The 24,882-nt window shown below is 68.6% G+C and carries 27 protein-coding genes and 1 riboswitch; of the genes, 8 read left to right on the top strand and 19 right to left on the bottom strand.

Annotated elements, in window-relative coordinates:
• The first annotated feature begins 196 nt into the window (after positions 1–196).
• On the top strand, positions 197–1,213 hold the full coding sequence (locus OO69_RS32000; RefSeq protein WP_106971138.1) for a zinc-binding dehydrogenase: 1,017 nt from the start codon (positions 197–199) through the stop codon (positions 1,211–1,213).
• 34 nt (positions 1,214–1,247) lie between these two features.
• Here OO69_RS32000 and OO69_RS52095 read toward each other — a convergent pair whose 3' ends face one another.
• From OO69_RS52095 to OO69_RS31935, 14 genes are all read right to left on the bottom strand, one after another.
• The gene (locus OO69_RS52095) at positions 1,248–1,523 is read right to left on the bottom strand and encodes a hypothetical protein (RefSeq protein ID WP_158713448.1); all 276 of its coding nucleotides are present in this window, start codon (positions 1,521–1,523) and stop codon (positions 1,248–1,250) included.
• A gap of 169 nt (positions 1,524–1,692) precedes the next feature.
• On the bottom strand, positions 1,693–2,664 hold the full coding sequence (locus tag OO69_RS31995; protein ID WP_033284342.1) for a Ppx/GppA phosphatase family protein: 972 nt from the start codon (positions 2,662–2,664) through the stop codon (positions 1,693–1,695).
• Positions 2,661–3,197 carry a DUF501 domain-containing protein gene (locus OO69_RS31990; RefSeq protein ID WP_033284341.1) on the bottom strand — a complete coding sequence of 179 codons (537 nt, stop codon included), beginning with the start codon at positions 3,195–3,197 and terminating at the stop codon, positions 2,661–2,663. The genes OO69_RS31995 and OO69_RS31990 overlap by 4 nt, the downstream gene beginning before the upstream one ends.
• 76 nt (positions 3,198–3,273) lie before the next feature.
• Positions 3,274–3,750: an FtsB family cell division protein gene (locus OO69_RS31985; protein ID WP_033284340.1), complete on the bottom strand. Its 477-nt coding sequence runs from the start codon at positions 3,748–3,750 to the stop codon at positions 3,274–3,276.
• A gap of 99 nt (positions 3,751–3,849) precedes the next feature.
• A complete protein-coding gene (gene eno, locus OO69_RS31980; protein WP_033284339.1) occupies positions 3,850–5,136 on the bottom strand; it encodes a phosphopyruvate hydratase in 1,287 nt (428 codons plus the stop codon).
• A gap of 302 nt (positions 5,137–5,438) precedes the next feature.
• Positions 5,439–6,134, bottom strand: a complete 696-nt coding sequence (locus OO69_RS31975; RefSeq protein WP_033284338.1) for a transglycosylase family protein — start codon at positions 6,132–6,134, stop codon at positions 5,439–5,441.
• A gap of 9 nt (positions 6,135–6,143) precedes the next feature.
• A riboswitch (cyclic di-AMP (ydaO/yuaA leader) is annotated at positions 6,144–6,317 on the bottom strand.
• A 194-nt stretch (positions 6,318–6,511) separates the two neighbouring features.
• Complete coding sequence (locus tag OO69_RS31970; RefSeq protein WP_033284337.1) at positions 6,512–7,510, bottom strand: transglycosylase family protein; 999 nt, start codon at positions 7,508–7,510, stop codon at positions 6,512–6,514.
• 213 nt (positions 7,511–7,723) lie between these two features.
• Positions 7,724–9,034, bottom strand: coding sequence for a cytochrome P450 family protein (locus tag OO69_RS31965; RefSeq protein WP_033284336.1), 1,311 nt, complete (start codon positions 9,032–9,034; stop codon positions 7,724–7,726).
• The gene (locus tag OO69_RS31960) at positions 9,031–11,352 is read right to left on the bottom strand and encodes a tetratricopeptide repeat protein (RefSeq protein ID WP_158713447.1); all 2,322 of its coding nucleotides are present in this window, start codon (positions 11,350–11,352) and stop codon (positions 9,031–9,033) included. The genes OO69_RS31965 and OO69_RS31960 overlap by 4 nt, the downstream gene beginning before the upstream one ends.
• Before the next feature lie 69 nt (positions 11,353–11,421).
• Entirely contained in the window at positions 11,422–12,417 is a 996-nt protein-coding gene (locus OO69_RS31955) for a nucleoside triphosphate pyrophosphohydrolase (RefSeq protein WP_033284396.1), read from the bottom strand.
• 138 nt (positions 12,418–12,555) lie between these two features.
• The gene (locus OO69_RS31950) at positions 12,556–13,203 is read right to left on the bottom strand and encodes a SurA N-terminal domain-containing protein (protein ID WP_033284334.1); all 648 of its coding nucleotides are present in this window, start codon (positions 13,201–13,203) and stop codon (positions 12,556–12,558) included.
• 136 nt (positions 13,204–13,339) lie between these two features.
• On the bottom strand, positions 13,340–13,966 hold the full coding sequence (locus OO69_RS31945) for a hypothetical protein (RefSeq protein WP_033284333.1): 627 nt from the start codon (positions 13,964–13,966) through the stop codon (positions 13,340–13,342).
• A gap of 6 nt (positions 13,967–13,972) precedes the next feature.
• Positions 13,973–14,473, bottom strand: a complete 501-nt coding sequence (locus tag OO69_RS31940) for a hypothetical protein (RefSeq protein WP_033284332.1) — start codon at positions 14,471–14,473, stop codon at positions 13,973–13,975.
• Positions 14,474–14,543: 70 nt separating this feature from the next.
• A complete protein-coding gene (locus tag OO69_RS31935) occupies positions 14,544–15,371 on the bottom strand; it encodes a glycoside hydrolase domain-containing protein (RefSeq protein WP_033284331.1) in 828 nt (275 codons plus the stop codon).
• 414 nt (positions 15,372–15,785) lie between these two features.
• On the opposite strand from OO69_RS31935, the gene OO69_RS31930 reads away from it, so the two are divergent.
• Positions 15,786–16,145 (top strand): hypothetical protein, encoded by a 360-nt coding sequence (locus tag OO69_RS31930; protein ID WP_033284330.1) that lies wholly within the window; start codon positions 15,786–15,788, stop codon positions 16,143–16,145.
• A gap of 14 nt (positions 16,146–16,159) precedes the next feature.
• On the opposite strand, the gene OO69_RS31925 is transcribed toward OO69_RS31930, so the two are convergent.
• Both OO69_RS31925 and OO69_RS31920 read right to left on the bottom strand, forming a co-directional pair.
• Entirely contained in the window at positions 16,160–17,905 is a 1,746-nt protein-coding gene (locus OO69_RS31925; RefSeq protein WP_051801326.1) for an insulinase family protein, read from the bottom strand.
• Complete coding sequence (locus OO69_RS31920) at positions 17,902–18,858, bottom strand: hypothetical protein (RefSeq protein ID WP_033284329.1); 957 nt, start codon at positions 18,856–18,858, stop codon at positions 17,902–17,904. Before OO69_RS31920 ends, OO69_RS31925 begins: the two co-directional genes overlap by 4 nt.
• Positions 18,859–19,029: 171 nt before the next feature.
• On the opposite strand from OO69_RS31920, the gene OO69_RS31915 reads away from it, so the two are divergent.
• Positions 19,030–19,473, top strand: coding sequence for a hypothetical protein (locus OO69_RS31915; RefSeq protein WP_033284328.1), 444 nt, complete (start codon positions 19,030–19,032; stop codon positions 19,471–19,473).
• Here OO69_RS31915 and OO69_RS31910 read toward each other — a convergent pair.
• Positions 19,463–19,915: an ATP-binding protein gene (locus OO69_RS31910; RefSeq protein WP_051801324.1), complete on the bottom strand. Its 453-nt coding sequence runs from the start codon at positions 19,913–19,915 to the stop codon at positions 19,463–19,465. The genes OO69_RS31915 and OO69_RS31910 overlap by 11 nt on opposite strands.
• 172 nt (positions 19,916–20,087) lie before the next feature.
• Here OO69_RS31910 and OO69_RS31905 point away from each other — a divergent pair, with 172 nt between their 5' ends.
• From OO69_RS31905 to OO69_RS31885, 5 genes are all read left to right on the top strand, one after another.
• Positions 20,088–20,924: a helix-turn-helix domain-containing protein gene (locus tag OO69_RS31905; protein WP_033284327.1), complete on the top strand. Its 837-nt coding sequence runs from the start codon at positions 20,088–20,090 to the stop codon at positions 20,922–20,924.
• 9 nt (positions 20,925–20,933) lie between these two features.
• Complete coding sequence (locus OO69_RS31900; RefSeq protein WP_033284326.1) at positions 20,934–21,140, top strand: DUF397 domain-containing protein; 207 nt, start codon at positions 20,934–20,936, stop codon at positions 21,138–21,140.
• Between the two features lie 157 nt (positions 21,141–21,297).
• Positions 21,298–21,507, top strand: coding sequence for a DUF397 domain-containing protein (locus OO69_RS50555; RefSeq protein WP_078652653.1), 210 nt, complete (start codon positions 21,298–21,300; stop codon positions 21,505–21,507).
• A gap of 22 nt (positions 21,508–21,529) precedes the next feature.
• Positions 21,530–22,009, top strand: a complete 480-nt coding sequence (locus tag OO69_RS53950) for a hypothetical protein (RefSeq protein WP_033284324.1) — start codon at positions 21,530–21,532, stop codon at positions 22,007–22,009.
• 58 nt (positions 22,010–22,067) lie between these two features.
• Positions 22,068–22,562 carry a hypothetical protein gene (locus OO69_RS31885; protein ID WP_033284323.1) on the top strand — a complete coding sequence of 165 codons (495 nt, stop codon included), beginning with the start codon at positions 22,068–22,070 and terminating at the stop codon, positions 22,560–22,562.
• 288 nt (positions 22,563–22,850) lie between these two features.
• Here the strand turns inward: OO69_RS31885 and OO69_RS31880 are convergent, their stop codons facing one another.
• Together OO69_RS31880 and OO69_RS50550 are read right to left on the bottom strand one after the other, a co-directional pair.
• Positions 22,851–23,258, bottom strand: coding sequence for a hypothetical protein (locus OO69_RS31880; RefSeq protein WP_158713446.1), 408 nt, complete (start codon positions 23,256–23,258; stop codon positions 22,851–22,853).
• Positions 23,259–23,966: 708 nt separating this feature from the next.
• A complete protein-coding gene (locus tag OO69_RS50550; RefSeq protein WP_158713445.1) occupies positions 23,967–24,548 on the bottom strand; it encodes a suppressor of fused domain protein in 582 nt (193 codons plus the stop codon).
• Between the last annotated feature and the right edge of the window lie 334 nt (positions 24,549–24,882).

Below are 24,882 nucleotides of genomic sequence, written 5' to 3'. Positions count from 1 at the left end.
AGGACAGAATTCCTTGTGAAGAACTTCACGAACTTTCTTACGGGCGTGTTCCGGAGGGGGTCGGCGAGCGCCCCTGCAACCGCTCATACGTTATATGGGCTGCTCAGGAGTTTAATACCGGCGAGTAATAATTCGGGGTCGCGAGGGTCCGGCGCAGTCGGGAATGCACCCGCCCCGCCCGCACGTTGGCAGCCCCATGACGTCCTCTCCGAGCACCATGCGCGCCGTCCAGCTCTCCGGCCCCGGCCCCGTGGAGAACCTGCGGCTGACCACGCTTCCGCTGCCGCCCGAGCGGGACGGGTGGGTGCGTATCCGGGTGGAGGCGTTCGGGGTCAACCGGTCGGAGTTGAAGCTGCGGCTGGGGGTGAGCGAGGGCGTCAGCTTCCCGCGGGTGCCGGGCATCGAGGCCACGGGGACCGTCGACGCGGCCCCGGCCGGCAGTGGGCTGGCTCCCGGGCAGAAGGTCGTCGCGATGATGGGCGACATGGGGCGGACCTACGACGGCGGGTACGCCGAGTACACGTCCGTGCCGCTGGCGCAGGTGATCCCCGTCGAGACCGAGCTGCCGTGGGAGGTGCTGGGCGCGCTGCCGGAGATGGTGCAGACGGCCTACGGGTCGCTCACGGTCGGGCTGGATCTGCGGCCGGGGCAGTCCGTGCTGATCCGGGGCGGGACCTCGTCCGTGGGCCTCGCCGCCGCCGCGCTGGCCCGCTGGCGTGACGCCACGGTGCTGTCCACCACCCGGCGCCCCGACCGCCTGGCCCTGCTGAAGGAGCGGGGCGTCGACCACCCTCTCCTCGACAGCGGCGAAGTGGCGCCCGCCGTACGGGAGTTGTACCCGGACGGAGTCGACGCCGCCCTCGACCTCGTCGGTACCCCGACCCTCCAGGACACCCTGCGCGCGGTCCGCGTCCACGGCACGGCCTGCTTCGGCGGCAGCCTCTCCAACCAGTGGACGGTGCGGGACTTCTCTCCAAACGAGTACCTGCCGAGGGGAGTTCGCCTCGCGGGCTACTTCGGCGACGCGTCCGACCTGTCCCCCGCGGTCTTCCAGGAGATCCTCGACGCGGTCACCGCCGGCCAACTCGCCTTCCCTGTCGACCGGGTGTACGACGGGCTGGAGCAAGTGGCGCAGGCCCACGGGGACATGGAGCACAACCGGGCGACCGGGAAGCTGGTGGTCCGGGTCCGGCACCAGCACGCCGGCGTCTGACGCGATGCCGGGGTGCGCCCGCGTCCGCCCTCGCCTAGCGAGTGGAGATGAGGGCGATCAGGGCGATGAACAGCCCGAGGATTCCGGCTATTTCGGCAGCCACCGTCAGCATGGGACGCCGCCCCGCGTCACCGGCCGGTGAAGGCGCGGAAGGGGTACGGCCCCCTTGGTTGTGCGCCTGTGGGACGCGCGGAAGAACGGTCGGTCCTGTCCCGGCCGGACGTCGCGCCTGGGCACGTCGACTGCCGGAACGAACCAATGTCCAGATCAGCAGCCCGATCAGGACGACGATCACGATGTCGAACGGCACCACTGACATCATCCGCACCCCCCGTCGCACACGTTCCGCTCACCGACCACAGGTCCGTGAGCTCCCTGCACCGACTATGCCCGACGGGCGACGCGGGCAAGGGCCGAATCCCATCGGGCTTCGGCCCCTGGCATGAAGAGACCCCGGGTATTGCCCCGAGCCCGTCGCCTCAGCCGCCCTGCTTGCCCGCCCCGGCCTCGCGCGCCGCCTTGAACGCGATCCCGTCCAGGATGTCGTGCTCGCTCACCACGACCTCGCTCGCCCCGACCCGCTCCATGATCGAGAGGAGGACGAGGGCGCCCGCGCCGATGACGTCGACGCGGCCCGGGTGCATGGAGGGGATGGCGGCGCGTTCGGCGTGGGTGGAGCGGAGCAGGGACTCCGTGATCTCGCGGACGCGGTCGTAGGAGACGCGGGAGTGGTGGATGGCCTCCGTGTCGTACTCGGGGAGGTTCTGGGCGATCGCCGAGACCGTGGTGACCGAGCCGGCCAGGCCGACCAGGGTGCGGGCCTCGCGGAGCGGGACCGTCTGTTCGGCGAGGTCGAGGGCGGCCTCGATGTCGGCGCGCATCGCCGTGATCTGGTCCGGGGTGGGCGGGTCGGTGACCTTGCCGCCCTGGACCAGGTGGCGCTCGGTCATGCGGACGCAGCCGATGTTCACGGAGCGGGCGGCGCGGACGGCGTCGTCGCCGACCACGAACTCCGTGGAGCCGCCGCCGATGTCCACGACCAGGTACGGCTTGGCGAGGTCGTCCCGGCCGGTCAGTTCCGCTGTCGCGCCCGTGAAGGAGAGTTCCGCCTCCTCGTCGCCGGAGATGACCTCGGGTTCGACGCCGAGGATGTCCATCACCCCGCGGACGAAGTCGTCACGGTTCGAGGCGTCGCGGGAGGCGGAGGTGGCGACGAAGCGGACGCGTTCGGCGCCGAGTTCCTTGATGATCGTGGCGTAGTCGCGGCAGGCGGCGAACGTGCGCTCCAGCGCCTCGGGGGCCAGGCGGCCGGTCTTGTCCACACCCTGGCCGAGCCGGACGATCGTCATCCGCCGGTCCAGGTCGACCAGTTGACCCGTCGCCGGGTCTACGTCTGCCACGAGGAGGCGGATCGAGTTCGTACCGCAGTCGACGGCGGCGACACGGGTCACTTCTCGTCCTCCTCCGCCTGCGTCGACGTCACGCACGGCCCCTTCGCCCACCACTCCGGCAGCATCGCGAGCGCCTCATCGCCGAGCGGGTTGACACCCGGGCCCGCGGCCAGGGAGTGGCCCACCAGGACGTGCAGGCACTTCACCCGGTCCGGCATGCCGCCCGCGCTCGGGAAGCCCTCCAGGACCTCGATGGCGTCACGGCGCGCGATGTAGTCCTCGTGCGCGGCGCGGTACGCGGCGGCGAGTTCCGGGTCCGTCTCCAGACGGGCCGTCATCTCCTTCATCACGCCGTTCGCCTCAAGGGTGCCGATCGCCGAGGCGGCGCGCGGGCACGTGAGGTAGTACGTCGTCGGGAAGGGGGTGCCATCGGGGAGGCGGGGGGCCGTCTCCACCACGTCCGGCTGTCCGCACGGGCAACGGTGTGCGATCGCGCGCAGCCCGCGCGGCGGACGCCCGAGCTGCTGCTTGAAGGCCTCGACGTCGGCGTCGGTGGGCTCGGTGCGCGGGGTGGGCGGCGGGGGCGTTTCCATGACTGTCTTCAGGACGTCTTTCTATGGGTCAGTTCTCGCTGGTGGTTCTCAGTCGGTGGTTCTCAGCTGGTGGTTCTCACCGGTCGGACGCGTCGGACTTGTCGACGCCGTCCCACACGTTCGCGTACCAGGGACGGTCGGCCGCCCCCAGCTCCGCGCGCGACTGCTTGGCCGCGTCCGGGTCGATCACGATGTAGCCGGTCTCCCCGGGCATCACGTAGTGCAGCCGCTGCCGGATCTGCTGCTCCGCGTACGAGTCGTCCTGCCAGCGCGCCTTCAGGTCGCGCAACTGCTCGACCCGCTGGCGGGCCTGTGCCTGCTGCCGCTCCAGGTCGGAGATCTCGGCGCGCTGGGAGACGTACTGCCTTATCGGGTACGCCAGCGCCACGATCAGCGAGCACAGCACCAGGGCGAGGAGGGCCGCCCGGCCGGTGAGCCGGGAGCGGCGGGCCTGCCGCTTGGTCTGGGAGCGGTAGACACGGGCCGCCGTCTGCTCGCCGAGCAGCTTGAGCCTGGTCGCGGTGGAGAACCGGTCCCGGTCCTTCACGGCCATGTCCCGCCTCCCCTTCACACGTGCGTACGTCCCCGCACACGGTACGGGACCGGGTGCGGGGACGTACGTACGACTGGCTAAGGCTTAGCCCTTTACGGCTCAGCCCTTGAAGCGGGGGAAAGCCGAACGGCCCGCGTACTCGGCGGCGTCGTCGAGGATCTCCTCGATGCGGAGCAGCTGGTTGTACTTGGCGACGCGGTCCGAGCGAGCCGGGGCGCCGGTCTTGATCTGGCCGCAGTTCACCGCGACGGCGAGGTCGGCGATGGTGGTGTCCTCGGTCTCGCCGGAGCGGTGGGACATCATGCACTTGAAGCCGTTGCGCTGGGCCATCTCGACGGCGTCCAGGGTCTCGGTCAGCGAGCCGATCTGGTTCACCTTGACGAGCAGGGCGTTGGCGGTGCCCTCCTCGATGCCGCGGGCGAGGCGCTCCGGGTTGGTGACGAAGAGGTCGTCGCCGACGATCTGGACCTTGTCGCCGATGCGGTCGGTGATGACCTTCCAGCCGGCCCAGTCGTCCTCGTACAGCGGGTCCTCGATCGAGACGAGCGGGTACGCGGAGACGAGCTCCTCGTAGTACTCGGTCATCTCGGCGGCCGAGCGGGACTTGCCCTCGAACTCGTACTTGCCGTCCTTGTAGAACTCGGACGCGGCGACGTCGAGCGCGAGCCCGATCTGCTCGCCGGGGATGTAACCGGCCTGCTTGATGGCCTCGATGATGAGGTCGAGGGCGGCGCGGTTGGACTCCAGGTTCGGGGCGAAGCCGCCCTCGTCGCCGAGGCCGGTGGACAGGCCCTTGGTCTTCAGCACCTTCTTGAGGGTGTGGTAGACCTCGGCGCCCCAGCGCAGCGCCTCGGAGAAGGACTCCGCGCCGATCGGCGCGATCATGAACTCCTGGATGTCCACGTTCGAGTCGGCGTGCGAGCCGCCGTTCAGGATGTTCATCATCGGAACGGGCAGCAGGTGCGCGTTCGGACCGCCGAGGTAGCGGAAGAGGGGGAGGTCGCTGGCCTCGGACGCGGCGTGCGCGACGGCGAGGGAGACGCCGAGGATGGCGTTGGCGCCGAGCGAGCCCTTGTTGTCGGTGGCGTCCAGGTCGAACATCGCCTGGTCGATCAGGCGCTGCTCGGTGGCGTCGTAGCCGACGAGCTCCGGGCCGATCTGCTCGATGACGGCGAGGACGGCCTTCTCGACACCCTTGCCGCCGTAGCGGTTGGGGTCACCGTCACGCAGCTCGATGGCCTCGAAGGCACCCGTGGAGGCGCCGGACGGAACGGCGGCACGACCCGTGCTGCCGTCGTCGAGGCCGACCTCGACCTCGACCGTGGGGTTGCCTCGGGAGTCCAGGATTTCCCGGGCTACGACGACGTCGATGGACGGCACGAGCATCTCCTTCTTGGGATCTGACGCGGCTACGGCAACACCGCAGCGGCTCTGCGAGACGAGCCTAACCGGCTCGGGGCGATTGGCCATCCGGTCGGCCGCCTGATGGACAGAACCGAGAGTAAATTGTTTCCGAACGGAACAAAGCGCTTCGCTGAAGAGGGCGCAAAAAAGCCCCGCCCCGGTGCGTACGGGGGAACACGCACCGGAGCGGGGAGCCCGTGGGGGACGGGGGTGACCCTCACGGGGTCTCCATGATGGACACCACGGATGTGAGGGCGCTGTGGTTCAGCTACGAGCCGCGTAGGTCACTTCAAGTGGAGCTGCTGGCCCGGGAAGATGAAGTCGGCGTCGTCGATGATGTCCTTGTTCAGCTTGAACAGCTGCTGCCAGCCGCCCTTCACCTTGTGCTTCTCGGCGATGGAGCTGAGGGTGTCGCCCTTGACGACCTTGTACTCGCCGTCACCCTTCTTGACCTTCTTGCCGGTCGGGGTGGTGACGGTCTTCTTGGCCGCCGGGCGCTCGGCGGAGCGGGAGGCGGTGGTGTCGCTCGTGGAGCGCTCGCTGGTGGAACCGCTGCTCGAGGAGGAGCTGTTGCCGCTGGAGCTGGAGGAGCTGCCGCCGGAGTAGGAGGCGCCCGACAGGCCGGTGCCACAGGTGGGCCAGGCGCCCTTGCCCTGGGCGGCGAGAACCTTCTCGGCCACGGCGATCTGCTGGGACTTGGAGGCCTGGTTCGCGGTGGAGGCGTAGGCGGTGCCGCCGTACGCGGCCCACGTCGAGGCGGAGAACTGCAGACCGCCGTAGTAGCCGTTACCGGTGTTGATGGACCAGTTGCCGCCGGACTCGCAGCTGGCGACCGTGTCCCACTCGGACGCGGTGGCGGCGGAGGCGCTGCCGGTCGCCATGAGCGGGGCGGCTATCGCGACACCGGTGACGCCGGCGAGCGTGGCGACGCGGGTGGCCTTGGACGGACGGCGGTGCTTGCCCTTGCTGGAAAACAGCATGGAAGATCCCAATCCCCTCACCGACGCCTGCGAGGTGAGCTGTCGGGTTCGGGCCGTGTGAGTTGCCCGGCCGCACACCTCTCGGTGCGCGACTTCACCCCAAGCCGGTTCCGGTCGTCTCTCAACTCCCGGGCCCGGCGCTTACCTTGGGTCCCCCGCTCCTGCCTACGGCGCTTGACGCGACGACTGTTCCCGGAGGCCGCTGGCAGGACTCGGCGTTGCGGCAACCGGACGCTCGTGGTGACGAACGGCCTTGACCGTAGACACGGAATCCACGGAATTCCAAAGACGATCAGGCCTTCTGAGACTCATCCCACACTTTGATCAAACCGGACATTCCCGAGCGAAGCGTGACGCGAACTCCCGCTGCTCTCTTGCTACTTTTCGTCCACTTCCGTGCCGACATCCAAGGTCTGACCGGCGGCGATCTGGGTCGGATCGGCGCCTATCACCTTTTTGTTCTCGGCGTAGAGGGCACGCCATCCGCCGTCGTAGCCAAGGGAGTCGGCGATGGACGCGAGGGAGTCGCCGGCGCGGACGGTGTAGGTCTGCGGCGACACGCTCTCCTCGGCGCTGGCGCCGCGATGCTTGCCGGTGCTCTGCTGACCGGTCGACTGGGTGCCCTGCTGCTCGCCCTGCTGACCGTCGGCATCGCTGAGCGCACCCGTGTCGACGAGGCTCCACTTGCCCACCGCCTGGGCGGAGTTGTCCGTTTCGTCGATTTTCGGGGAGGCGGCGACCGAGTCGTTGCCGGTCGAAGGGGTGGTGGACTTGTCGGACTCGCTGGACTTGTCCGTCGCGGTGGGCGAGGGACTGTCGGTCGAGCCACTACCCGAATCGCCGGACGCGTCGGACGAAGTCGAGTCCGTGGTGCCGGAGTCGGACAAGCCGGAGGAAGCGGACGAGTCCGACGAACCGGAGTCGGAACCGGAGCCGGAGTCGGTCGGGTCCGCCGACGGGGAGTCGCTCGCGAGGCCGGTGTCGACGTCCGTCGAACCCGAGGTGGTGGTGAGGCCGGAGAGCAGCGCGCAGGTGGTCCAGGCGGAGGTGCCCTTGTCGGCGAGGATCTTCTCGGCGACGGCTATCTGCTGGGAACGGCTGGCCAGGTCGGCGCTGGGCGCATAGTCGAGGCCGCCGTACTTGTCCCATTCGTCCTGCGTCATCTGCAGGCCGCCGTAGTAGCCGTTGCCGTCGTTCTCGCTCCAGGAGCCGCCGCTCTCGCAGTTGGCCACCTTGTCCCAGGTGGTGCCGTCGGCGGCGTTCGCGGCGGCGGCGCCGAGGAGCGGGATGGCGATGGCGGAGCCGGTCACCCCGGCCGCGACGAGGAGAGCCGGAGCCTGACGGGGGCGACGGTGACGACCGTTCCCGGAGAGCATGCGGAGGCCTTTCGCGTGACAGCGGGGGACCGCGCGGCGGAAGGGCGTGGGGGTGGTGCGGGGCGCCGCGCTGGTAGGTGAACGTATCCACAGTCGATCACTTGTCACAAGTTAATGCCACGGAGATCACGTGAAGATCACAGAGTTGAAGAACTGTCACTTTCAGGTTTAGGGGGCCGCATTGCCTGTCCTACGGCGCCTCGGACCACCTGTTCAACGGCGTTCCGGGGTGAACTCCACGGGCAGGGTGCGCAGTCCGCGCATGATGAGGCCGCCGCGCCAGCGCAAGTCGGCCGGCTCTCCGGCGAGTTGCAGGTCCGGGAGGCGGGTGAGGAGGGTCGCGAGCGCGGTCTGGCCCTCCAGGCGGGCGAGCGGGGCGCCGAGGCAGTAGTGGATGCCGTGGCCGTACCCGAGGTGTTGATTGTCACGGCGCCCGAGATCGAGGACATCGGGATCGGCGAACCGCTCCGGGTCCCGGTCCGCGGCGGCCAGCACGACCAGCACGGGGTCGCCGGCCGCGATGTCCTGCCCCCCGAGGGCGAGCGGACGCGTGGCGAACCGCCAGGTCGCGAGCTCCACCGGGCCGTCGTAGCGCAGGAGTTCCTCTACGCCGGTCTCGAGGAGGCCGCTCTCCCCCGCGGCCAGGGACTTCTCCAGGCGCGCACGCTGCTCGGGGTGGGTGAGCAGGGCGTACATCCCGTTGCCGATGAGATTGACGGTCGTCTCGAACCCGGCGAAGAGCAGGATGAAGGCCATCGCCGCGGCCTCGTTCTCGGTGAGGTGGTCGCCGTGGTCGGAGGCGCGGATCAGGCCGGAGAGGAGGTCTTCGCCGGGAAGGGGGTCCGGAGTGTCGGGGAGTGCCTCGCGCTTGCGGTGGATGAGGTCGGCGAGATAGCTCCGCATCTTCTTGACGGACCGGGCGACTCCGCCCCGCGGCCCTCCCCCGTGACGGATCATCATGCCCGCCCAGTCGCGGAAGTCGTCCTGGTCCTCGCGGGGGACGCCGAGGAGGTCGCAGATGGCGTAGATGGGGAGCGGGAAGGCGAAGTCGTGGATGAGGTCGGCGGAACCTTCGGCTGCGAACCGGTCGATCAGATCGTTCGTCAACTCCTGCACCCGGGGCGCGAATTCGGCCACCCGCCGGGGCGTGAACGCCTTGCTGACCAGTCGTCGGAGGCGCGTGTGGTCCGGCGGGTCGATGTTCAGCAGATGCGTCATCAACTCGGCCTTGCGCTCACCCGGGATCCCGGTCTTGCCCTTCGCGTGCGCCGGTTCGTCATGATGCGCGGGGTTCTTGGAGAGGAGCGGGTCGGCCAGCGCCTGCTTGGCGTCGGCGTAACGGGTGACCAGCCAGGCCTCCACCCCGCTGGGGAGGCGGGTCCTGTGCACGGGGGCGTGCTCGCGGAGCCAGGCGTAGGTGGGGTAGGGGTTGGTGGCGAATTCCCAGGTGAAGAGTTCGGGGGCCCGATCCGGAGCGGGGGTCGCGGGGTTCGGCGGGGTGGGGTGGCTGGGCTGGTTGGTCACTCCTTGACGGTATCCGGGGTGGGGGTGGTGCCGTCCGGAGGGCGGGGCGGTTCCGGGAGGACTCCAGGGAGGCCGATGGGGTTCGCGGTGCCAGCCCATCGGTACGTGTCCGCGACTTCAACCCTCTGATACCAGTCCGCAGCTTCGGCCATCCTGCCCTGCAGGTCCAGCAGCACCCCGATGGCCGTCTCCGCCTCGGAGACGCCCCCTTGGAGGGCTTGGCGATATAACTCCATCGCCTCGTCGAACCGATCCTGCCTGGCCATCCACTGGCCAAGGTTGAATGCCGCGCTCGCATCTCCAGCATGTGCGGCTGGCTGGTAGTAGGGAACCAGCTTCACTTCGTCGGCCTCTGGCTCCCACGAGAGATGGACGCCCAGTTCACCTGCGCCGCGCGCATCACCCCGTGCGGCGGCATAACACAACCAGACGTCCGCCTCCGGGGCCCGCCAACTGCTCAGAAGAGCACCGAGACTTACGGCGACCTCGCGGCGGCCGGCGGCCGCAGCCCTGCGATACCAAAGAAGTGCCTCGTCCTCGCGACCGCTGCCGACCAGCGTGTCGCCGAGTTCATGGGCGGCTACGGGGTCACCGGCTTCGGCGGCTATGCGCAGCCATGCTTCGGCTTGGTCGCGGAGGAGCTTGCCCAATGTGGTTGCGGCCCAGGAACCGCCGGCTGCAGCCGCCTGCTCCAGATACGGCATGGCCTGCGTGGTGTCGCCGCGTGTCATGAGGAACGCTGCGAGTGCCTCGGCCCCCCTCCAGTCACCCGCGTCCGCCGCCCGGCTGAGCAGGGCACAGCGCTCATCGGGTCCGACGCGGCCGGAGAAGGCGATCATCAAGGCCGTGTCCTCCCCGTTTAGCCGGGAGAGGAACGCGGCACGGGCCCCGTCAAGGATGGCATCGCGGTCGACGACAAAGTCTGGCCCGGACTCGTCCAGCAGCGTCCACCACACCTCGTCCGGCACCGGTTCCAGGTTGCCGTCCGCTCTCGTGGCTTCCGCGACGAGAGCCCCGTACACCCGCCAGGTCTGCGCCTCATCCCCCTGTACCAGGAGCCCCGACGCTCCAAACAGGGGTTTCGTCGCCCAGGCGAGAGCGTCCTCGAATGACTCGCGTTCCTCTGCCCCGTAGTGTTCGTGGACCCTTCTCAGCAATTCCACCGGCACCGCTCCCCTGACCCCGCACCGAGCGAGGTCGACCGCAGCACGTACCAGCAACTGCCCGCGCGGGTGACTCACTTGGGTCCCCACGCGCCGCCACTCGTCGAACAGCAGATGCCCGATCGCGAAGTACGAAGCTGCGCCCTCCCGACCGCTCCACATGTACGCCGGGTACGCGCGCGGGTCGTCGAGCCCTGCAAGCCGCTCCAGTTCGGCGTCGCTCCACTCTCGCGCCAGCTCCACCGTGCGGGCCGCGGCGATGACCCGCTCGCCCGGCGCCGTCCCGGAACGGCGCCGGTAGTACTCCTCGGGACTGATCGTGCCGAGCATGACGGCTCCGAGGGAGGTGAACCGTCCCAGGAGCTTCAGATCGAGACCGCCGCTTCCCAGGTGATCGGTCAACTCGTCCAGCCAGATGACGTACTCACCGGGATTCCCGTCCAACACGCTCAGCACGGCGCGCAGGTCGTCGCCCGGATACGGAGCGTAGAGGATGTGCCTCTTCAACGACTGCACTCCGTGCCACGCCGTGTACGACTTGCCCGCGTACGGCTCACCGAGGATCAGCACCAGGCCGTTGTGGGCGAGATGAATACGAAGGTCCTCGTCACAGTCCCGCTGCACGTACGGCGGGACGTCAGGTAGACCGAGCACCCGCCGCGTCGGACCTACTCCGAACTCCACGGGCCCGACTTGGCCGACCGGGCGCCAGGCCGCCGGGGAGGGAATGGCGCCGTAGTGGTTGTGCTGGACGGCGGCCACCGTCCCTCTGAAGGTGCTGCCGCGAAAGTCGAGGTGGTCTCGGAACTCGAGTCGTTCCTCGCGCGGGCGGGCCGCGAGGGCCGACGCGAACTCATCGATGAGCGTGGCGAGTTCGATAGCAGCCGCTGCTGAACTGGACGCCCTCATGAGCACGTCGAGGAGCCTGAAGCGCCATCGCCGCCTCTCCTGGATCGGATTCAGGGAGTTCAGTACCCGGAATCGCCGGCCGAGCCTTTCGAGTCGGCTGAGGTGGAGTTCCGTCTCGGTCAACGCATGGCGCCGGAACCACGCCGCGAAGCTGTCATGGATCGGCTTCCACAAGGCGGTTGAGGCAGCCCCCTCAATGAGCACACGGGCCCCCGCTGTCGCCAACCGCTCCTTTTCCTCTGTCACACCCGCCACCTCCCCCGCGTGATCCTCAGCTCCCCGCCGTCAAAGGTACTGATTCACAGGGCCGTTGACTCAGCCTTCGACGCCTCTGATCGCATCCCGATAAGCCCGCCCCGCCGCCCGCAAGGCAGCCTCCGGATCCACCCCGTCCGCCTCCGCCCGCACGGCCAGCGCCAGCAGCTCGTACCCGATGCCGTCGTCCCCGGTGGGCAACGGCACCTCAAGTCCCGCCGTCCGCACGCGTGATGCCAGTTTCGACGCGAGGGCGAGGCCGGGCTGGCCCATGGGGATGCCCTCGGTGATGGAGGTGCGGCGCTTCTCCTCGGCCTTGGTGCGGAGCCAGTGCGCCTTGACCTCCTCGGGAGTCGACGCCGTTTCGTCGCCGAAGACATGGGGGTGGCGGTGGATCAGTTTGGTGACGATGCCGGCGGCCACGTCGTCGATGGAGAAGGGGGTGTCGGGGTCCTCCTCGGCGATGCGGGCGTGGAAGACGACCTGGAGGAGGACGTCGCCCAGCTCCTCGCGGAGTTCGTCGCGGTCGCCCTCCTCGATCGCCTCGACGAGTTCGTACGCCTCCTCGATGCCGTACTTCGCCAGGCCCTTGTGGGTCTGCTGGGAGGACCACGGGCACTCGGCGCGGATGCGGTCCATGACCTGGACGAGGTCGAGGAGGCGGGCGCCGGGCAGGTCGTAGGAGGCGGGGAGCAGTTCCAGGTCCGGCATCTGGACGCGGCCGGAGCCCGCCAGGCGGGCCAGGCCGTCGGTCAGGGCCGGTTCGCCCTCTCCCGTGGCCACGATCACCGCCGTGGAGCCGTCCGCGCAGGCCGCGACCAGTTCCTCGGCGGTCGGGGTCGCCTCGTCCACCTGTATTCCGGCCTCGCGGAGATACGGCAGCTGCGGATGCGCGCCGTCCGCGCACAGCACCCGGTCGGCGTCGCGCAGCGCCTGCCAGGCGGGCCAGGACAGCAGGCCGGGGGCGACGCGGTGGCTGGTGGTGAGCAGGACGATGCGGCCGGGGGTGGGGGCGGGGGCGCCCTCGGGAGCGGGGCCGGGACTGGTTGCGTTCACCCACCGAACGTAACCCACACCACCGACAGCCCCGGAGTTGTCCACAGGCCGGCGGGCAGCTGCCCTGTCGTCCACAGGCCGGCCTCCGACCTACCCGCGCTCGCTTCCCGCGTGCCCGCTGACCGAGCCGCCGTACCGTTACGCCGACTGCTGGGTCTGCGCCGCCGTAACCTCCCGCACCCACGGCGTCTTCGCGTCCACCCGGCTGCTCTTGGCCACGTCCCACGTGCCGTAGCGCGGGTTGAGGTCGACGTGGAGTTCCTTGGAGGCCGTGGAGAGGGCCTTCCAGAAGGCGGGCTGGGTGGTGTCGGTGCCGAGTTTCGCGGCGAGTTTGCGGCCCTCCACCTGGAGGCGGAGGTTCTCGTCGAGGCGCTGCGGGGGGACGCCGTACTGGGCGAGCCAGGTCGCCTCCAGGGCCTTGGCGCCGCCCGCCTGCTGGGCGAGGGCCGCCCGCATGTCCTGGATGTCCTTGCGGGTGACGGTGACCCCGGCGTCCTGGGCGGCGCGGTGGACGACCTGGTCGAAGACCATGCCGTAGAGCGTCTCGCGGGTGAGGCCGCCGGTGGTGGCGATGGCGCGCTCGTACTGTGCCTCGTTCTGGACGGACGACCGCTGGGCCGTGCGCACCTCGTTGACCCGGCTCTGCAACTGCGCGACGGTGATGCGTTGCCCGCCCACGACGGCCGCGGCGCCGGGATGCGCCTCGTTCCCGCAGGCGGTCAGGGCGGGGGCCGCGGCGGCGATCACGGCGGTGAGGACGAGCGCGGTGCGACGGCGGCGGTGCAAGGGAGCCTCCCGTTGGAGATTGTGCGACGGTGCACAAAGTCTTGCGGTGATCGATGGTAGGCAGTGGGTCGCCTGTGGCCAACCCATTCGACCAACGATTCACCAGGACTTCGGGCACCGGCACGCACGCGTGGGCTCAGCTCCGGGCGTCGACCGCTCGTTCCACCGCGGCGGCGACACCCGCGCGCAGCCCGTCGCCGTCGGGCACCCAGGCCACGTTCGTGCCGGCCTTGCCCCCACCGCCGCTGCCGATCAGCACGAAGCCCAGCTTCGGGTACCGCGCCGTCGTCTCCTGCGCCGCCTTCACCTCGGGGCCGCCCACCGCGAGGACGACCTCGCAGGAGCCCTGGAGCATGGCGTTGAGGAAGGGGCGGGCGTTACCGGTGCTCTGTTCGCCGGTGACGGACGAGTAGTTCACGCGCGCGTGCGTCTTGAGGGAGGCGTCCTGCATGCCCTTCCAGACCGCGGCGGCGGTGCTGCCGTTGATGCCCTGACGGTCGGTGAGCAGACAGGCGTCGGTCTCGGTGTAGTGCCGGGCCCGGGTGGCGGGGATCGGCGGGCGGCCGGTGTCGTGCCGGGAGAGGACGATCCCGGTCACGATCACCGCGAGGGCTACGGCGACGGCGCCCGCGATCATGGCGATGGTGCGTCCGCCGAGCGAGCGCAGCCCGGCGACCACGGCGCGCCCCACGCGGCTGAGCCGCCCCTGTCTCCCCGCCGGGACCGCACGCGCCTGCGTGACCTGCCGGACCTGCTTGGCCATGTACCGCTACTCCTCAGCCCGTTCGACCACCACGTCCTTCGCGCGCTCGGCCACCGGGGCCTCCGCCCGCTCGACCGCCAGGGCCTCCGCCCGCTTGACCGCGAGAGCCTCGGCCCGCTCCCCCACCGGTACCCCGGCCCCGGCCTGCGCGCCGAGCCACCGCCACCGGCGCTCGCGCTGCCCCGCCCGCCGGGGCCACGCCGTCCACGCGTGCGCCGAGGCGCCCACCATCGACAGGGTGATCAGCAGGAGGTCCACTCCGAAGAGCACGCCGTGCGTGTCGACCGGTGTCAGCGCGACCTCCGTGATCCAGGCCGCGAGGACCGCGGTGAACCCGGCGAAGGCCAGCCAGTCGGCGCGGGTGCGACGGCGCAGGGCGAGGACGAGGGAGGGGACGGGACACAGCAGGCCCAGGCTGAGGACCGGCAGCGCGGCGAAGCCCACCCGCACGGCCGGCGTCCGCAGCACCGGCGCGCCCGTCGCCCGCAAGACCCGCAGCATCCTCATCGCCCTCACCCCTCAGTCATCGGCCCGTTCCCCGCGGCTCCCCGCGGTTCTCCGCGGTTCTCCGCGCGCCTCAGCCGGTGATGGCGACCGGCGCGTCCCACGTGTCGCGGTCCACGGTGATCGTGTAACCGCCGCGGGTCTCCTTGCTGTTGACCAGGTACTGGTGCGCGCGGCTGTGGCTGGTGAACTGGGTGGAGCCCCACGGCCAGTCCGAGGTCGTCGTGTACGTCTTGTCCCACAGCGCGTACCAGAGGTTGCCCGGCAGGTCCGTCTTGTCGGTCGCGGTCGCGATCGCCTTGGCGCTGGAGCTGGAGAAGCCGTAGAGGCCGCTGCGGTAGATCTTGGCGTGCAGTTCCTTGTCGAAGGCGCGGACGTACGTCAGCACGGCGTTGTTGCAGGCCGTGTTCGTGATGTCGTACGACTCCATGTCCAGGTAGACCGGGCTGCCGGCCTTGAAGCCGAGCGCGGCGGACTTGGCGACCGCGTCGTCCGCCTCGGACTTGCCGACGGCCGCGGCCGTGGAGGCGCTGATCTTCACCGAGCCGCCGGAGCCGCAGGACGGCTGCGAGCCGACGTAGAGCGGGATGAACTTCCAGCCGACCGTGGTGAGGGACTTGACCCAGGACGCGGTGAGGTTGGGCTGGCTGCAGCCGCGGTTCTTGCCGCCGATGTAGACGGCGGCCGCGCCGTAGGCGCCGTCGGTGTGCCAGGCCTTCATCGCGGCGAGGGAGGGCGCGGCGCAGGTGTCGAAGGCGCGGCCCGTGTAGGTCTTCTGGGCGGGCCAGGTGGTGGCCGCCATCGAGTTCGTCGCGGCGATCCCGCCGCCCGCGACGACCGCGGCACCGGCCACGCCCCACGTGATGTATCTGCGCTTCCTCGACTGCCGGTGTTCTGCCATCCCCGCCCCTGTTCATGACAAGCGGACGTGTACGACGTCCGCGGAAGTTACCGAGCCCCGAAGGCCCCCTGAAGCGGCGCGAGCCCGGCGCGGCGACGCCGTACGACATTCCGGCGTACGGCTGCTCCCGAACTGTCCGTGTTCTCACCGAACTGTCCGTGCGCGCGCGGGGCTTGGGCGCCCTGAACGGATCGCAACGTAACCGACGGCGTCCTTTCGTCCGGGAAACAGCTTCCCTGGATCGCCACAAGATTCCCTCATGGCACGGCAAAAACTCCTGCCCCGGGGAACGCGGACCGGACAAACCCCCTCCTGGTGCGCGGGTCCCGGCGGACGCCCGGAGATTCGCGGAGCCGTTCGTCCCCCCGCACGACGGCCGTTGCCCTAATCTTGCCCCGACCTTGGGGGGTTGACATGGAGAAACGGCTCGAGGCCGGTTGGTGGCAGCGGATCGCCTGGGTGGTCCTCGCCTGGGGATCGTGCGGCGTACTGATGTGGGTGCCCTTCCTGTACGTCGCGATCCGCCGCGGCCGGGTGTCGGACTGGGGCGCGGTCGCCTCCTTCGCGCTCTACGAGTGCGTGACGCTGCCGCTGATAGCGGTCCGCGGCAGCGGGGACGACGACCCGTTCCTCGGCCTGGCCCTGATCGTGAGCATGCTCGTCGCGGCCGGGCTGCTGCTGTTCGGGGTGTTCGACCGCACGACGCCGAAGCAGCCGGGGTACATGGCGGTTCCCACTCCGGCGCCGGCTCAGCAGAACCCGTATCTGCGGTAGGTGTCTGGGGTGGGTCACGCCTTCCGGGTGCGCCGCAGGATCCGTAGCGCGGGCCAGACCAGCAGCCCGGTGACGGCCCACATGAAGGCCGCGAGGCCGATCCACTCGCCCGTGCTGGTCTCGGGGTCGCCGCCGCCGAAGACCGTCACCGCGAGCGCGAGGAAGGCGAACAGCCCGCCCAGCCCGAAGAACACGACGAGCGCGGCGGTCTGCCCGCCGGTGCGCCGGGCGGGCGCGGCACCGTCCTGGGCGGCCGGGGCGGCGGGTGCCTCCGCGCGGGGCGCGCTCTGCCGCGGCGGCAACTGCACACGCGCGTGCGGTGGTACGGCCGCGTCGAGCGTCGCCATCGTGTGCGCGTCGACTCCGTAGAGGCCGGGTTCCACGTCCACGGCGAGACCGTCGGTGCCGATGAGCCGGCGGCCGCCGTCGGGCCAGCTCAGCACGGCGGCGCAGGCGCGGTACGGCACGGTCACCGCGAGGTCGCTCCCGTCCCGCCCGCGCACCGTCAGGCTGACCCCGTCGTCCCCCACCACCAGCGCGGCCCCGCTCTTGGCCACCGCCTCGAAGCGCCGCCCGGTGACGGCGTACGTCGAACGGACCGGCGCCTCCGCGTACCCGGCCCAGTCGGCGCTGTGCCCCGAGGGCACCTGCATCAGGGCGGTACCGGCGGCCTCCAGGGCCACCGCGTGCAGATGACCGGGCGTCACCGACCACAGTTCGTGCCGCAGTTCGTCGGCGCCGCGGGGCGGCCGTCCGGCGAGCAGGTCCTCCGCGAGGCCCGGCAGCCGCCGTACGGCCGCGTCGGCCGCCGTCAGTGCCGTGTCGGCGTGCGCGCGTACGGCGTCCAGGTCGGCCTGCGCGACACGGCCCGCCTGGAGGGCGGCGAGGACGTCGACGAAGCCGCCGAGCACCGCGTCCTGCTTGGCGGGCAGGGAGTCGGCGAAGGCGGTGAGGAGCGCGTGGCCGTCGCGGCGGGAGGTGTAGTCGGTGGCCGCCGTGTAGGAGTAACCGCCCTCCTGGCGCAGGGCGCGGGTGAGTTCGCGTTCCAGGACGCCCGCGTAGAGCCGGGCGGCGGTGGTGTCGGTGACGACGGCGTCGAGCAGGACACCGCCCTGGCCGTCGGAGAAGTGGGCGGGCGTGGCGGGGAGCGCGGAGGTGACGGCGGGGAGGGGGTGGCGGTGCCCCTGGGGCAGTCGCGGGGCGAGCCCGGCCGGTATCTGCTCGCCGGCGATCCACAGCGCGGCGTTGCCGCCCGTGAACCAGGTCCGCGTCCAGTGGTGCACGTCCTCGGGGCGCAGGTTCCTGACGCCCCACTCCGGGTAGCTGACGAGGCCGTAGCCCTGGGCGCCGTAGCGCCACAGCGGGAGTTGGCCGGGCTCGCGGCGGGACTCCTCGGTGCGCAGGATCTCCTTCTCGGTCTCCAGGCGCTCCATGGGGAGGTCGGTGAGGGAGGCGCAGACGCCGTGGAGGTAGGCGACGATCTCGTGTTCGGCGCCCTCCACGTGGAAGTGGGTGAAGGCCGCTTTCGTCGCGCCGTTGTAGTGGTAGCCGGCGAGGCCGTGGCGGTACAGGGCGAGGTGTTCGACGAGATGGGTGACGCCGGCGCGGGCGAGGGTCTCGTCGGCGGTGCCGACGCGGAAGACGAGTCCGGCGCGCATGGGGCCGGGGGCGTACGCGAAGAGGGTCGGTATGCCGTGGACCTCGGTGAGGTGGACGGCGGAGCCGGCGGTGTGGCCGCCCTGGGGGTCCCGGGTGTTCATCTTCGGCCTCTCAGGACGGTGTCGCGGTGCTGGACGTACGTCTCGGCGGGCTCGCCGAGGTAACTCCACGGATATTCGGAGGCGAGGTTGCCGAGGGCGCGGAAGTGCGCGGCGGCCTGGGCGGTGTCGCCGATGAGGGAGAACAGCGCGGCGAAGGAGCCCTGGACGGTGACCCAGCCGTACGGACGCCCGAACTGCGGGTGGAGCACGGACCGTTGGGCCGCCTCGACGAGTTCGGCGTGGACGTGCGGTTGGCGCAGATACTCGGCCCGCTTGTCGTCGCCCTTCGTGTCGAGCCAGTGCTCGATGTGCGCCTCGGCCACCAGCCCCCCGCTCAACGACCCCTCGGGCGCGGCCAGTAGACACTCCCGCACGAAACCGTGGGCTTCGTCCCAACTGCCGCCCCACTTGGGACACAGCTTCTGGAGGAGACGGGCCTGCCCGGTGAAGTGGTGCGGGTGGTACCTGGCCAGCCTGTCGTAGCGCCGCCGCGCCTCGTTCTTCCCCAGCGACAGCCCACGGACGGTGTTGAGCCGCTCGGCCCAGGCCGCGTCGTACGACGGGTCGAGCGCCGTGGCTCGGATCAGCAACTGCTCCGCGTCCCTCAAGTGGGCGTGGAACGCGGTGAATTGCTCCCTGCTGACGTCCTTGGCCCGCGCCGCGGTCCGTATCCCCCACCCGACCTGTACGAGCCGGGCGCCGAGCACGGTGAGCGCGAACACGTCGTCCGGTACGGCGGCCACCTGCTGCCGCAGTACGTGCTCGACCCCGTCGACCTCGGCCAGCACCCGTACGACGAAGGCCCGGTCGGTACCGGGCGGCAGGCTGTCGTGGTACTGCCGGACGGCGGCCCAGTCGGCCATGGCCGCGGCCTGTCGCAACCAGGTGACCTCCGGGTGGGCGGAGGCGAGTTCGAAGTCGGGGCCGGGACCGGGCCCTGGGGCAGGTGACATGCGGCGGATCCTAAGCGAGGCCTGTGACATCGCAGTTGTCGGGGAATCCGCAGGTCAGGCATAGGACGAGCCTGACCGTGACTTGACTGTCGACCGACCTTCCGTACAACTCCCGTTCACCGAAGCCTCATATCGTCCGCACTTTTCCGTACGTCTCCCAGGAGTCCCGCCATGTCCCTGAACGCCCGCCGCAATCGCCAACTCCTCGAAGTGGCGGCCCCGTTGCTCCTCCACTCCGAACGGGTCGAGTTCACCTCCCTGGCCGGCGTCGGCTCGGTCTCCGTCCGCAAGCAGGCCCTGACGGCGGCCGTGGTGGGGGTGTTGAGCGCGGGCACGGTGATGGCCACGGTCACTCCACGGCCCATGTACATAGTCCTGACCGACCAGAGAGTCATGTTCTTCGACGGCAACCGCGGTGGCAGACCTGGCAAGTTGCTCCTGAACCTGCCGCGCCCGTATGTCTCGGCGGGCGGTTCGAAGAAGGCGTTCCTGGGGTTGCAGTTCGTCACGCGGTTGTCGGTGACGGGGCAGGAGCAGGCACTGAAGGTGACGTTTCCGGTGCAGCACCGGGGGGACGGGGCGCGGTTCGTGGGGGCGTTGCCGGTTACGCGGTGAGGGGGCGAGGGGCCGAGGGCAGCCCAGACACGGCGACCAGTTCGCACCATACGTATTTGCCGCGCTTGCCGTGCCTGGCCAACGGCTGCCAGCCCCACTGATCGGAACAGGCCCGGACCAGCGCGAGCCCCCGCCCGTCCTCCGACTCCGCGAGCTGATCCAACGGCCGTGACGGAGGCGGAGGTTCGGGATCGGCATCCCAGGCCCCGATCCGCAGCACACCGGCCGCCCACCGGACGCGCAGATCGGCGGGACCGTCCGTATGCCGTACGGCATTGGAGACCAACTCGGTCGCGATGAGTTCGGCGGTGTCGACCAGGCCGATGAGTCCGTGGACGGTGAGGATCAGGCGGAGGGTGCGGCGGCTTCCGGTGACGGCTCGGGGGTCGTTGGGGATGGAGAGGGAGTACTCCCAGGGGGCGGGGACTTCGGTTTCGGGCATGGGTCAACTCCGTTCAGGTGGAGGGGAGTTCGCTCGGTGGCTCTGCCACGGCCGTCACGGCACGACGGGGTGGTGCACTTCCGCAGCGTGTGCGTTGCATCACCGACGGTAGGGGTAACCTGTAACCCCACGCAAGCCGATCGCGTAATCACCCCCGAACGAGGAGCACTTGATGGTCCAGAGGCGCGAACCGACCGCACGCCACATGCGCCTGGGGATTGAATTGCGCAGGCTCCGCGAGGCAGCAGGGCTCACCGCTGTCGAGGCAGCAGCGCTGCTGGGGGCGAACCGCGTCCAGATGAGCCACATCGAATCCGGGCTGGTGGGCGTGAGCGAGGAACGAGTACGCCGCCTCGCATCCCACTACGCCTGCACGGACAGGGAGTTCATCGACGCCCTGGTCACGATGGCCACCGACCGGACACGCGGCTGGTGGGAGGAGTACCGGGGCCTGCTGCCCACGTCGTTCCTGGACCTGTCCGAACTGAACCATCACGCCTCGTTCCGGCGTGACGTAGCGATCCTTTACGTGCCCGGCCTGTTGCAGACGGAGTACTACGCGCGCGCCGTCTTCTCCTCAAGGGTGCCCGAACTGACCGAAGAGGAGCTTGAGTTGCGAGTCCGCCACCGACTGGCGGGCCAGAAAATCACCATCCCCTACGAGTTGGTGATCCACGAGTCGGCCCTACGCATCAGGGTCAGCGACCGGACCACTTCCCGGACCCAACTCACCAAGCTCCTCGAACTCTCCGAAGCGGACAACATCACCATCCGCGTCATCCCCTACGACCTGGACGGCTTCGCCACGGCCGCCAGCACCATGACGTACGTGGGCGGCCTCGTCTCGAAACTGGACACGGTGGTGCGCGACGTACCCCATGGCTCGGCCTTCATCGACTCCGAAGCACAACTCAGCGCCTTTCGAACCCGCTTTCGTAAGGTGGAAGCCGTGTCACTCGACTCCGAGCGGTCGCGTGACTTCATCAACCGGCTGGCGAAAGAGCTGTGAGGCACTCCCATGGACAACTGGCGGAAGTCTTCCTACTCAGGCCCCGACGACGGCAACGAGTGCGTGGAGATCGCGAACTCCCCCACGCACGTGTCCATACGCGACTCAAAGGCGCCGGCCAGGGCCACCCTCGCCTTCCCCACAGACTCCTTCACCACCTTCGTCGAGACCATCAAGACGGGGACCGGGCACATCCGCACACCCCGACGCCGGTGAACTGAAGCCTCTGGGTCCAGGCAAGCACCGCTTCGGATTCCGAGGCTCAGCTCAACACCTACCGAACGGCCTTCCGTAAAGTAGAGAGCGCGTCATTCGAGCCCGAACGATCACGTGATTCATCCGCAAGCTGGCTCAGGAGCTATGAGGTACCCCTATGGACACTTGGCGGAAGTCGTCCTACTCGGGCGAGGGAGACGGCAACGAATGCGTGGAGATCGCGAACTCCCCCACCCACGTATCCATACGCGACTCAAAGACGCCGGCCAGGGCTACGGTCACCTTCCCGACGGGAGCCTTCGCCGCCTTCGTGGAGACCGTCAAGTCGGACACAGCGCACCCGCACGCCACGACGAGGGCGAGCTGAGACGCCAGGAGAAGCACCGACCATGCCGGACCCGGACCTCATTGTCGGAGCCTCCGTCACCATCACCGGCGGCCCGTTCGCAACGCTGTCGGCGACGATCACGGAGATCGACACCCCGTCGCGAACAGCCAAGGGGGTGATCGAGATATTCGGGCGCCACTCCTCGGTCGAACTCTCCTTTACGGGCCCTCCTCATGAGCTACAGGTGACAGCAGCTTCCGACCGCTCGCAGATCATCGCCGCGCACAAAGACGCCACCCGCCACTTCGGGGTCGTAGGACGCATCACCTCTGGCAAAGGCGCAGGCCGCTACATCCGGGTCGACGGAATGGCCGCCCTGGACGAACCCGCCGAGGAACAGACGGAGTCGGCGGGAGTGATGATTCGCGTCGCCGACGACCCCCGCATGCAGATCAACTGCGTCGGCGAATGGGTGGAGGACTGGGCAGGCGTGGAGGAGTCGTTCCGGCTCGACGGCCGCCAAGTCGACTGGGACCACTGAACTTGAACGAGCGCTGACGGGCTGGCCAGGTCTGGTGCCGATCCGCCAGGATCTTCGCGTGACGGAGCACAAAGAGGACCTGGTGGCCTTGTTGCGCGAACTCGATGATCCCGAGTGGCTGGAGTGGCCCCGGGGCTACGACCGTGCTGAGATCGGCGCGCTGTTCGACGCTCTCGGGGCGCGACTTGAGGGTGGCTTCGCCGCGCCATGTGCCATCGAACGGGACACACAGGACTCCAGCGAGTACGGGCGGATCACCGTGCCGGCTCATGCGACCGCGTGCGGAACCCGGATCGTGGTCTGCGTGAGCAAGTTCGGCTCCCTGGCGCTGGTCTGCGCCGACAACCCCGGCGCCTTCCTGGGCACTGGGGAAGCGCGAGCCCAGGGCGAGTTGGACGCTGCGGATCTGAACAAGGTCGAGGGGACGTTGACCGAGCTCGGGTACGTGATCGTTTCCGAAGAGCTGCTGGAGTGCGACTACGCGGGGCCGAGTCGACTGCCCCGGCATGTTCGGCGACCCACCTGGTGGCACCGCTTCTTCGGCAGTCTCTGACACCCTCAACTCCCGCCCCGACACGGCAATCAAGACCGTTCGACCGCCCCCCGGAGGACACCCCCACTCCGCGAAAGTGTGACACTTCAGCCCCGACTGTCACACTTCCACGCCTCAGCCAACTGGACCCAAGGGCTGCCCTGTTGCGTGGCTTACATCGGTGAAGTCGTATGACGAAGTACCGCACATTAGCGATCAAGGCCCGCAGCTGCTGGCCGCAGATGCCGTTGAGTCACACGTCCGGGCGTTCTTCCTTGATCCACGAACGCTCCGCCGACTCTCTTCGCCCTACCGAACGGACGATGCCCGCTCTATGACCCCTCGTTGAAAATCAATGAGATGAGAGCAGTTTTCGTTGTCCGAGCCGGAGTCCAGCACCTCCTGCGAAATTCCTTCCGAGTGCAGTACGGCCTCGTAGCATGAGGACATAATCTCCAGCACGGAATCGACATCGAACTCTGCAGCGGCACAGTCGAAGAACAGCGAGAGAGCCGCCACCAGCGAAGCGATCCCAATCGCCGGATCCTCATCGAGCAGTGAATACAGGCGAGTCGAAATGCGATCTGCTTCGACCTGATCCACACACTCCGAGCGAGCCGATTCGAGGACTGATTGCACAAATCTTACAGTTTCTGCAGAAAACACCGAGTCAAACGAGGGACGAAAGAACCGGAGCGATCCGGAAATAATATCCACGGATACCGATCTCCGCACTCCCGGAGAAACGCTACACAGCGCTTCTTTCCATCCCTGCGCCCGCACGTCCCACAAACTCATCCCGATCGCCCCAACTCCATTATTAGCCTGTCGAGAATGCGATAAGCACCGAGGCCAGCCGATTACTGTACTCATCACAGACACCCAGCGGCTGTCGGCCCCACTCGAAGGGAAATGATCCTGCCGGCCTGGACATCACTCAACACTCCCAGCGCTTCGCTGAGCATGAGCCAACGGTTGATGGCCCCAGCTGGAAGCTCTCAGCGAATTCCGATTCCGTGTTGTAGCTCTCGATTAATCTCGCCATCCATCTGTGCCTCACCAATTTGGATCAGCGAATCGACGGCTACAGGGTCCACTCCCCACTCATCCGGCACAGCGATCCTGAGGAGCGGTACCTGCAGTCTGCGCAGAGCAAGGTACACGGCCTGATTACGCTGCCTTCGCAACATGATGCGGATCTGAGCCGACAGCTTCTCGTCATCACGCCAATCCAACTAACTCACCACTCAATTTGGTTCCCAGGATCACGGCTACGAGATCACGCTCTCTGGGGCGAGCGCCGACTCAGACCAGGCGGTGCGGCTGTAGGTCGGCCGCTCCGTCACCTGACCGCCGACATCATCGACGAAGGGCGCTTTCCGTCTTCCCTACCACCTCGAAAAACCCACTTCACGTAGCGCTAAATCAGACTATTTGCCCTCTGTGCAGGTCCAGGACGTCTGGATTGCGAGCAACCAACTCACCCTCAAAATCTGACCACCCGACTTCGATGCGCCTGCCCATTTCCCTATCCCCGATAGGGATCAGCCATACGATTGCTGCACGCTGCCCGTCCTCCAGGGGGAAAGAAGAGAAATCATCCGGGTAGTAAACTGGCGGCATGGCGTAGAGTGCCACCATCTCACTCCCCGGAGCGATCGGCCCGGGCAACGGGATGAAGTCTCCTCTAAGAACTGCCATCCCTTCTTGTACAGACCGGTGGGCGACATGTTCAAGGATCCCTGGCCACGGCCCGTAGCCAGACTCGCGAGTGTTGGACATCGAATAAGAGCACACCATCAACTCAACAAGGACTTCTCGGTCACCCTCGTGAACCTGCAACGGAATTCCGCTGAGACCGACGGTCGCATACGATGTCACATTCGGCAATTCGCCATCACCGAACATGCAGACAGTGACCTTTTGGCCGTCAGGTACTTTATCGACCGACCAACCACCTTTCATTGCGCCGAGACGCTTCTCCAGGTGCTCGAGTGCTGCACTCACAGCTCCTAACCATCCAATCTGTTTCCGCACCAAATTTACAAGGAATACATTCCACCTGAATACCCAATGTCCGTTTGAGCGTCATCAGTATCCGCCCCGTCGACATCCACTCAGCAACCGGTCTGTCCAGGTCATAAACGTGAGCCCCAACAATGGCTGACACAATGCTTTCACCCCTGAATCAGCGAACCGCTTGGCCTCTGCCATGTACTGGCTCGTCGTACAGACAGACCAAGGTTCGCCCACTGGCCAGAGCAGCGGACCCCCTCCCACCGAACTGTCGGTCGACGCAAGGAGCCCGGCCGGCGTGGAACTGCGTAGCCTTGGTGACGTG

This window comes from Streptomyces sp. NRRL F-525 (assembly GCF_000716605.1).
Taxonomy (GTDB): Bacteria; Actinomycetota; Actinomycetes; order Streptomycetales; family Streptomycetaceae; genus Streptomyces.
The sequence above is the reverse complement of the archived record's forward strand: the minus strand, read 5'-3'. Positions and strand labels throughout refer to the sequence as shown.

What these genes read in the sequence shown, in the direction of transcription:
- OO69_RS31935 (WP_033284331.1), bottom strand. Translation starts at nt 15,371, where the DNA reads ATGGCAGAACACCGGCAGTCGAGGAAGCGCAGATACATCACGTGGGGC.
- OO69_RS31940 (WP_033284332.1), bottom strand. Translation starts at nt 14,473, where the DNA reads ATGAGGATGCTGCGGGTCTTGCGGGCGACGGGCGCGCCGGTGCTGCGG.
- OO69_RS31915 (WP_033284328.1), top strand. Translation starts at nt 19,030, where the DNA reads ATGTCCCTGAACGCCCGCCGCAATCGCCAACTCCTCGAAGTGGCGGCC.
- OO69_RS31900 (WP_033284326.1), top strand. Translation starts at nt 20,934, where the DNA reads ATGGACAACTGGCGGAAGTCTTCCTACTCAGGCCCCGACGACGGCAAC.
- OO69_RS31990 (WP_033284341.1), bottom strand. Translation starts at nt 3,197, where the DNA reads ATGGAAACGCCCCCGCCGCCCACCCCGCGCACCGAGCCCACCGACGCC.
- OO69_RS31910 (WP_051801324.1), bottom strand. Translation starts at nt 19,915, where the DNA reads ATGCCCGAAACCGAAGTCCCCGCCCCCTGGGAGTACTCCCTCTCCATC.
- OO69_RS31975 (WP_033284338.1), bottom strand. Translation starts at nt 6,134, where the DNA reads ATGCTGTTTTCCAGCAAGGGCAAGCACCGCCGTCCGTCCAAGGCCACC.
- OO69_RS50555 (WP_078652653.1), top strand. Translation starts at nt 21,298, where the DNA reads ATGGACACTTGGCGGAAGTCGTCCTACTCGGGCGAGGGAGACGGCAAC.
- eno (WP_033284339.1), bottom strand. Translation starts at nt 5,136, where the DNA reads ATGCTCGTGCCGTCCATCGACGTCGTCGTAGCCCGGGAAATCCTGGAC.
- OO69_RS31930 (WP_033284330.1), top strand. Translation starts at nt 15,786, where the DNA reads ATGGAGAAACGGCTCGAGGCCGGTTGGTGGCAGCGGATCGCCTGGGTG.
- OO69_RS31920 (WP_033284329.1), bottom strand. Translation starts at nt 18,858, where the DNA reads ATGTCACCTGCCCCAGGGCCCGGTCCCGGCCCCGACTTCGAACTCGCC.
- OO69_RS31970 (WP_033284337.1), bottom strand. Translation starts at nt 7,510, where the DNA reads ATGCTCTCCGGGAACGGTCGTCACCGTCGCCCCCGTCAGGCTCCGGCT.
- OO69_RS53950 (WP_033284324.1), top strand. Translation starts at nt 21,530, where the DNA reads ATGCCGGACCCGGACCTCATTGTCGGAGCCTCCGTCACCATCACCGGC.
- OO69_RS31985 (WP_033284340.1), bottom strand. Translation starts at nt 3,750, where the DNA reads ATGGCCGTGAAGGACCGGGACCGGTTCTCCACCGCGACCAGGCTCAAG.
- OO69_RS31905 (WP_033284327.1), top strand. Translation starts at nt 20,088, where the DNA reads ATGGTCCAGAGGCGCGAACCGACCGCACGCCACATGCGCCTGGGGATT.
- OO69_RS31925 (WP_051801326.1), bottom strand. Translation starts at nt 17,905, where the DNA reads ATGAACACCCGGGACCCCCAGGGCGGCCACACCGCCGGCTCCGCCGTC.
- OO69_RS31945 (WP_033284333.1), bottom strand. Translation starts at nt 13,966, where the DNA reads ATGGCCAAGCAGGTCCGGCAGGTCACGCAGGCGCGTGCGGTCCCGGCG.
- OO69_RS32000 (WP_106971138.1), top strand. Translation starts at nt 197, where the DNA reads ATGACGTCCTCTCCGAGCACCATGCGCGCCGTCCAGCTCTCCGGCCCC.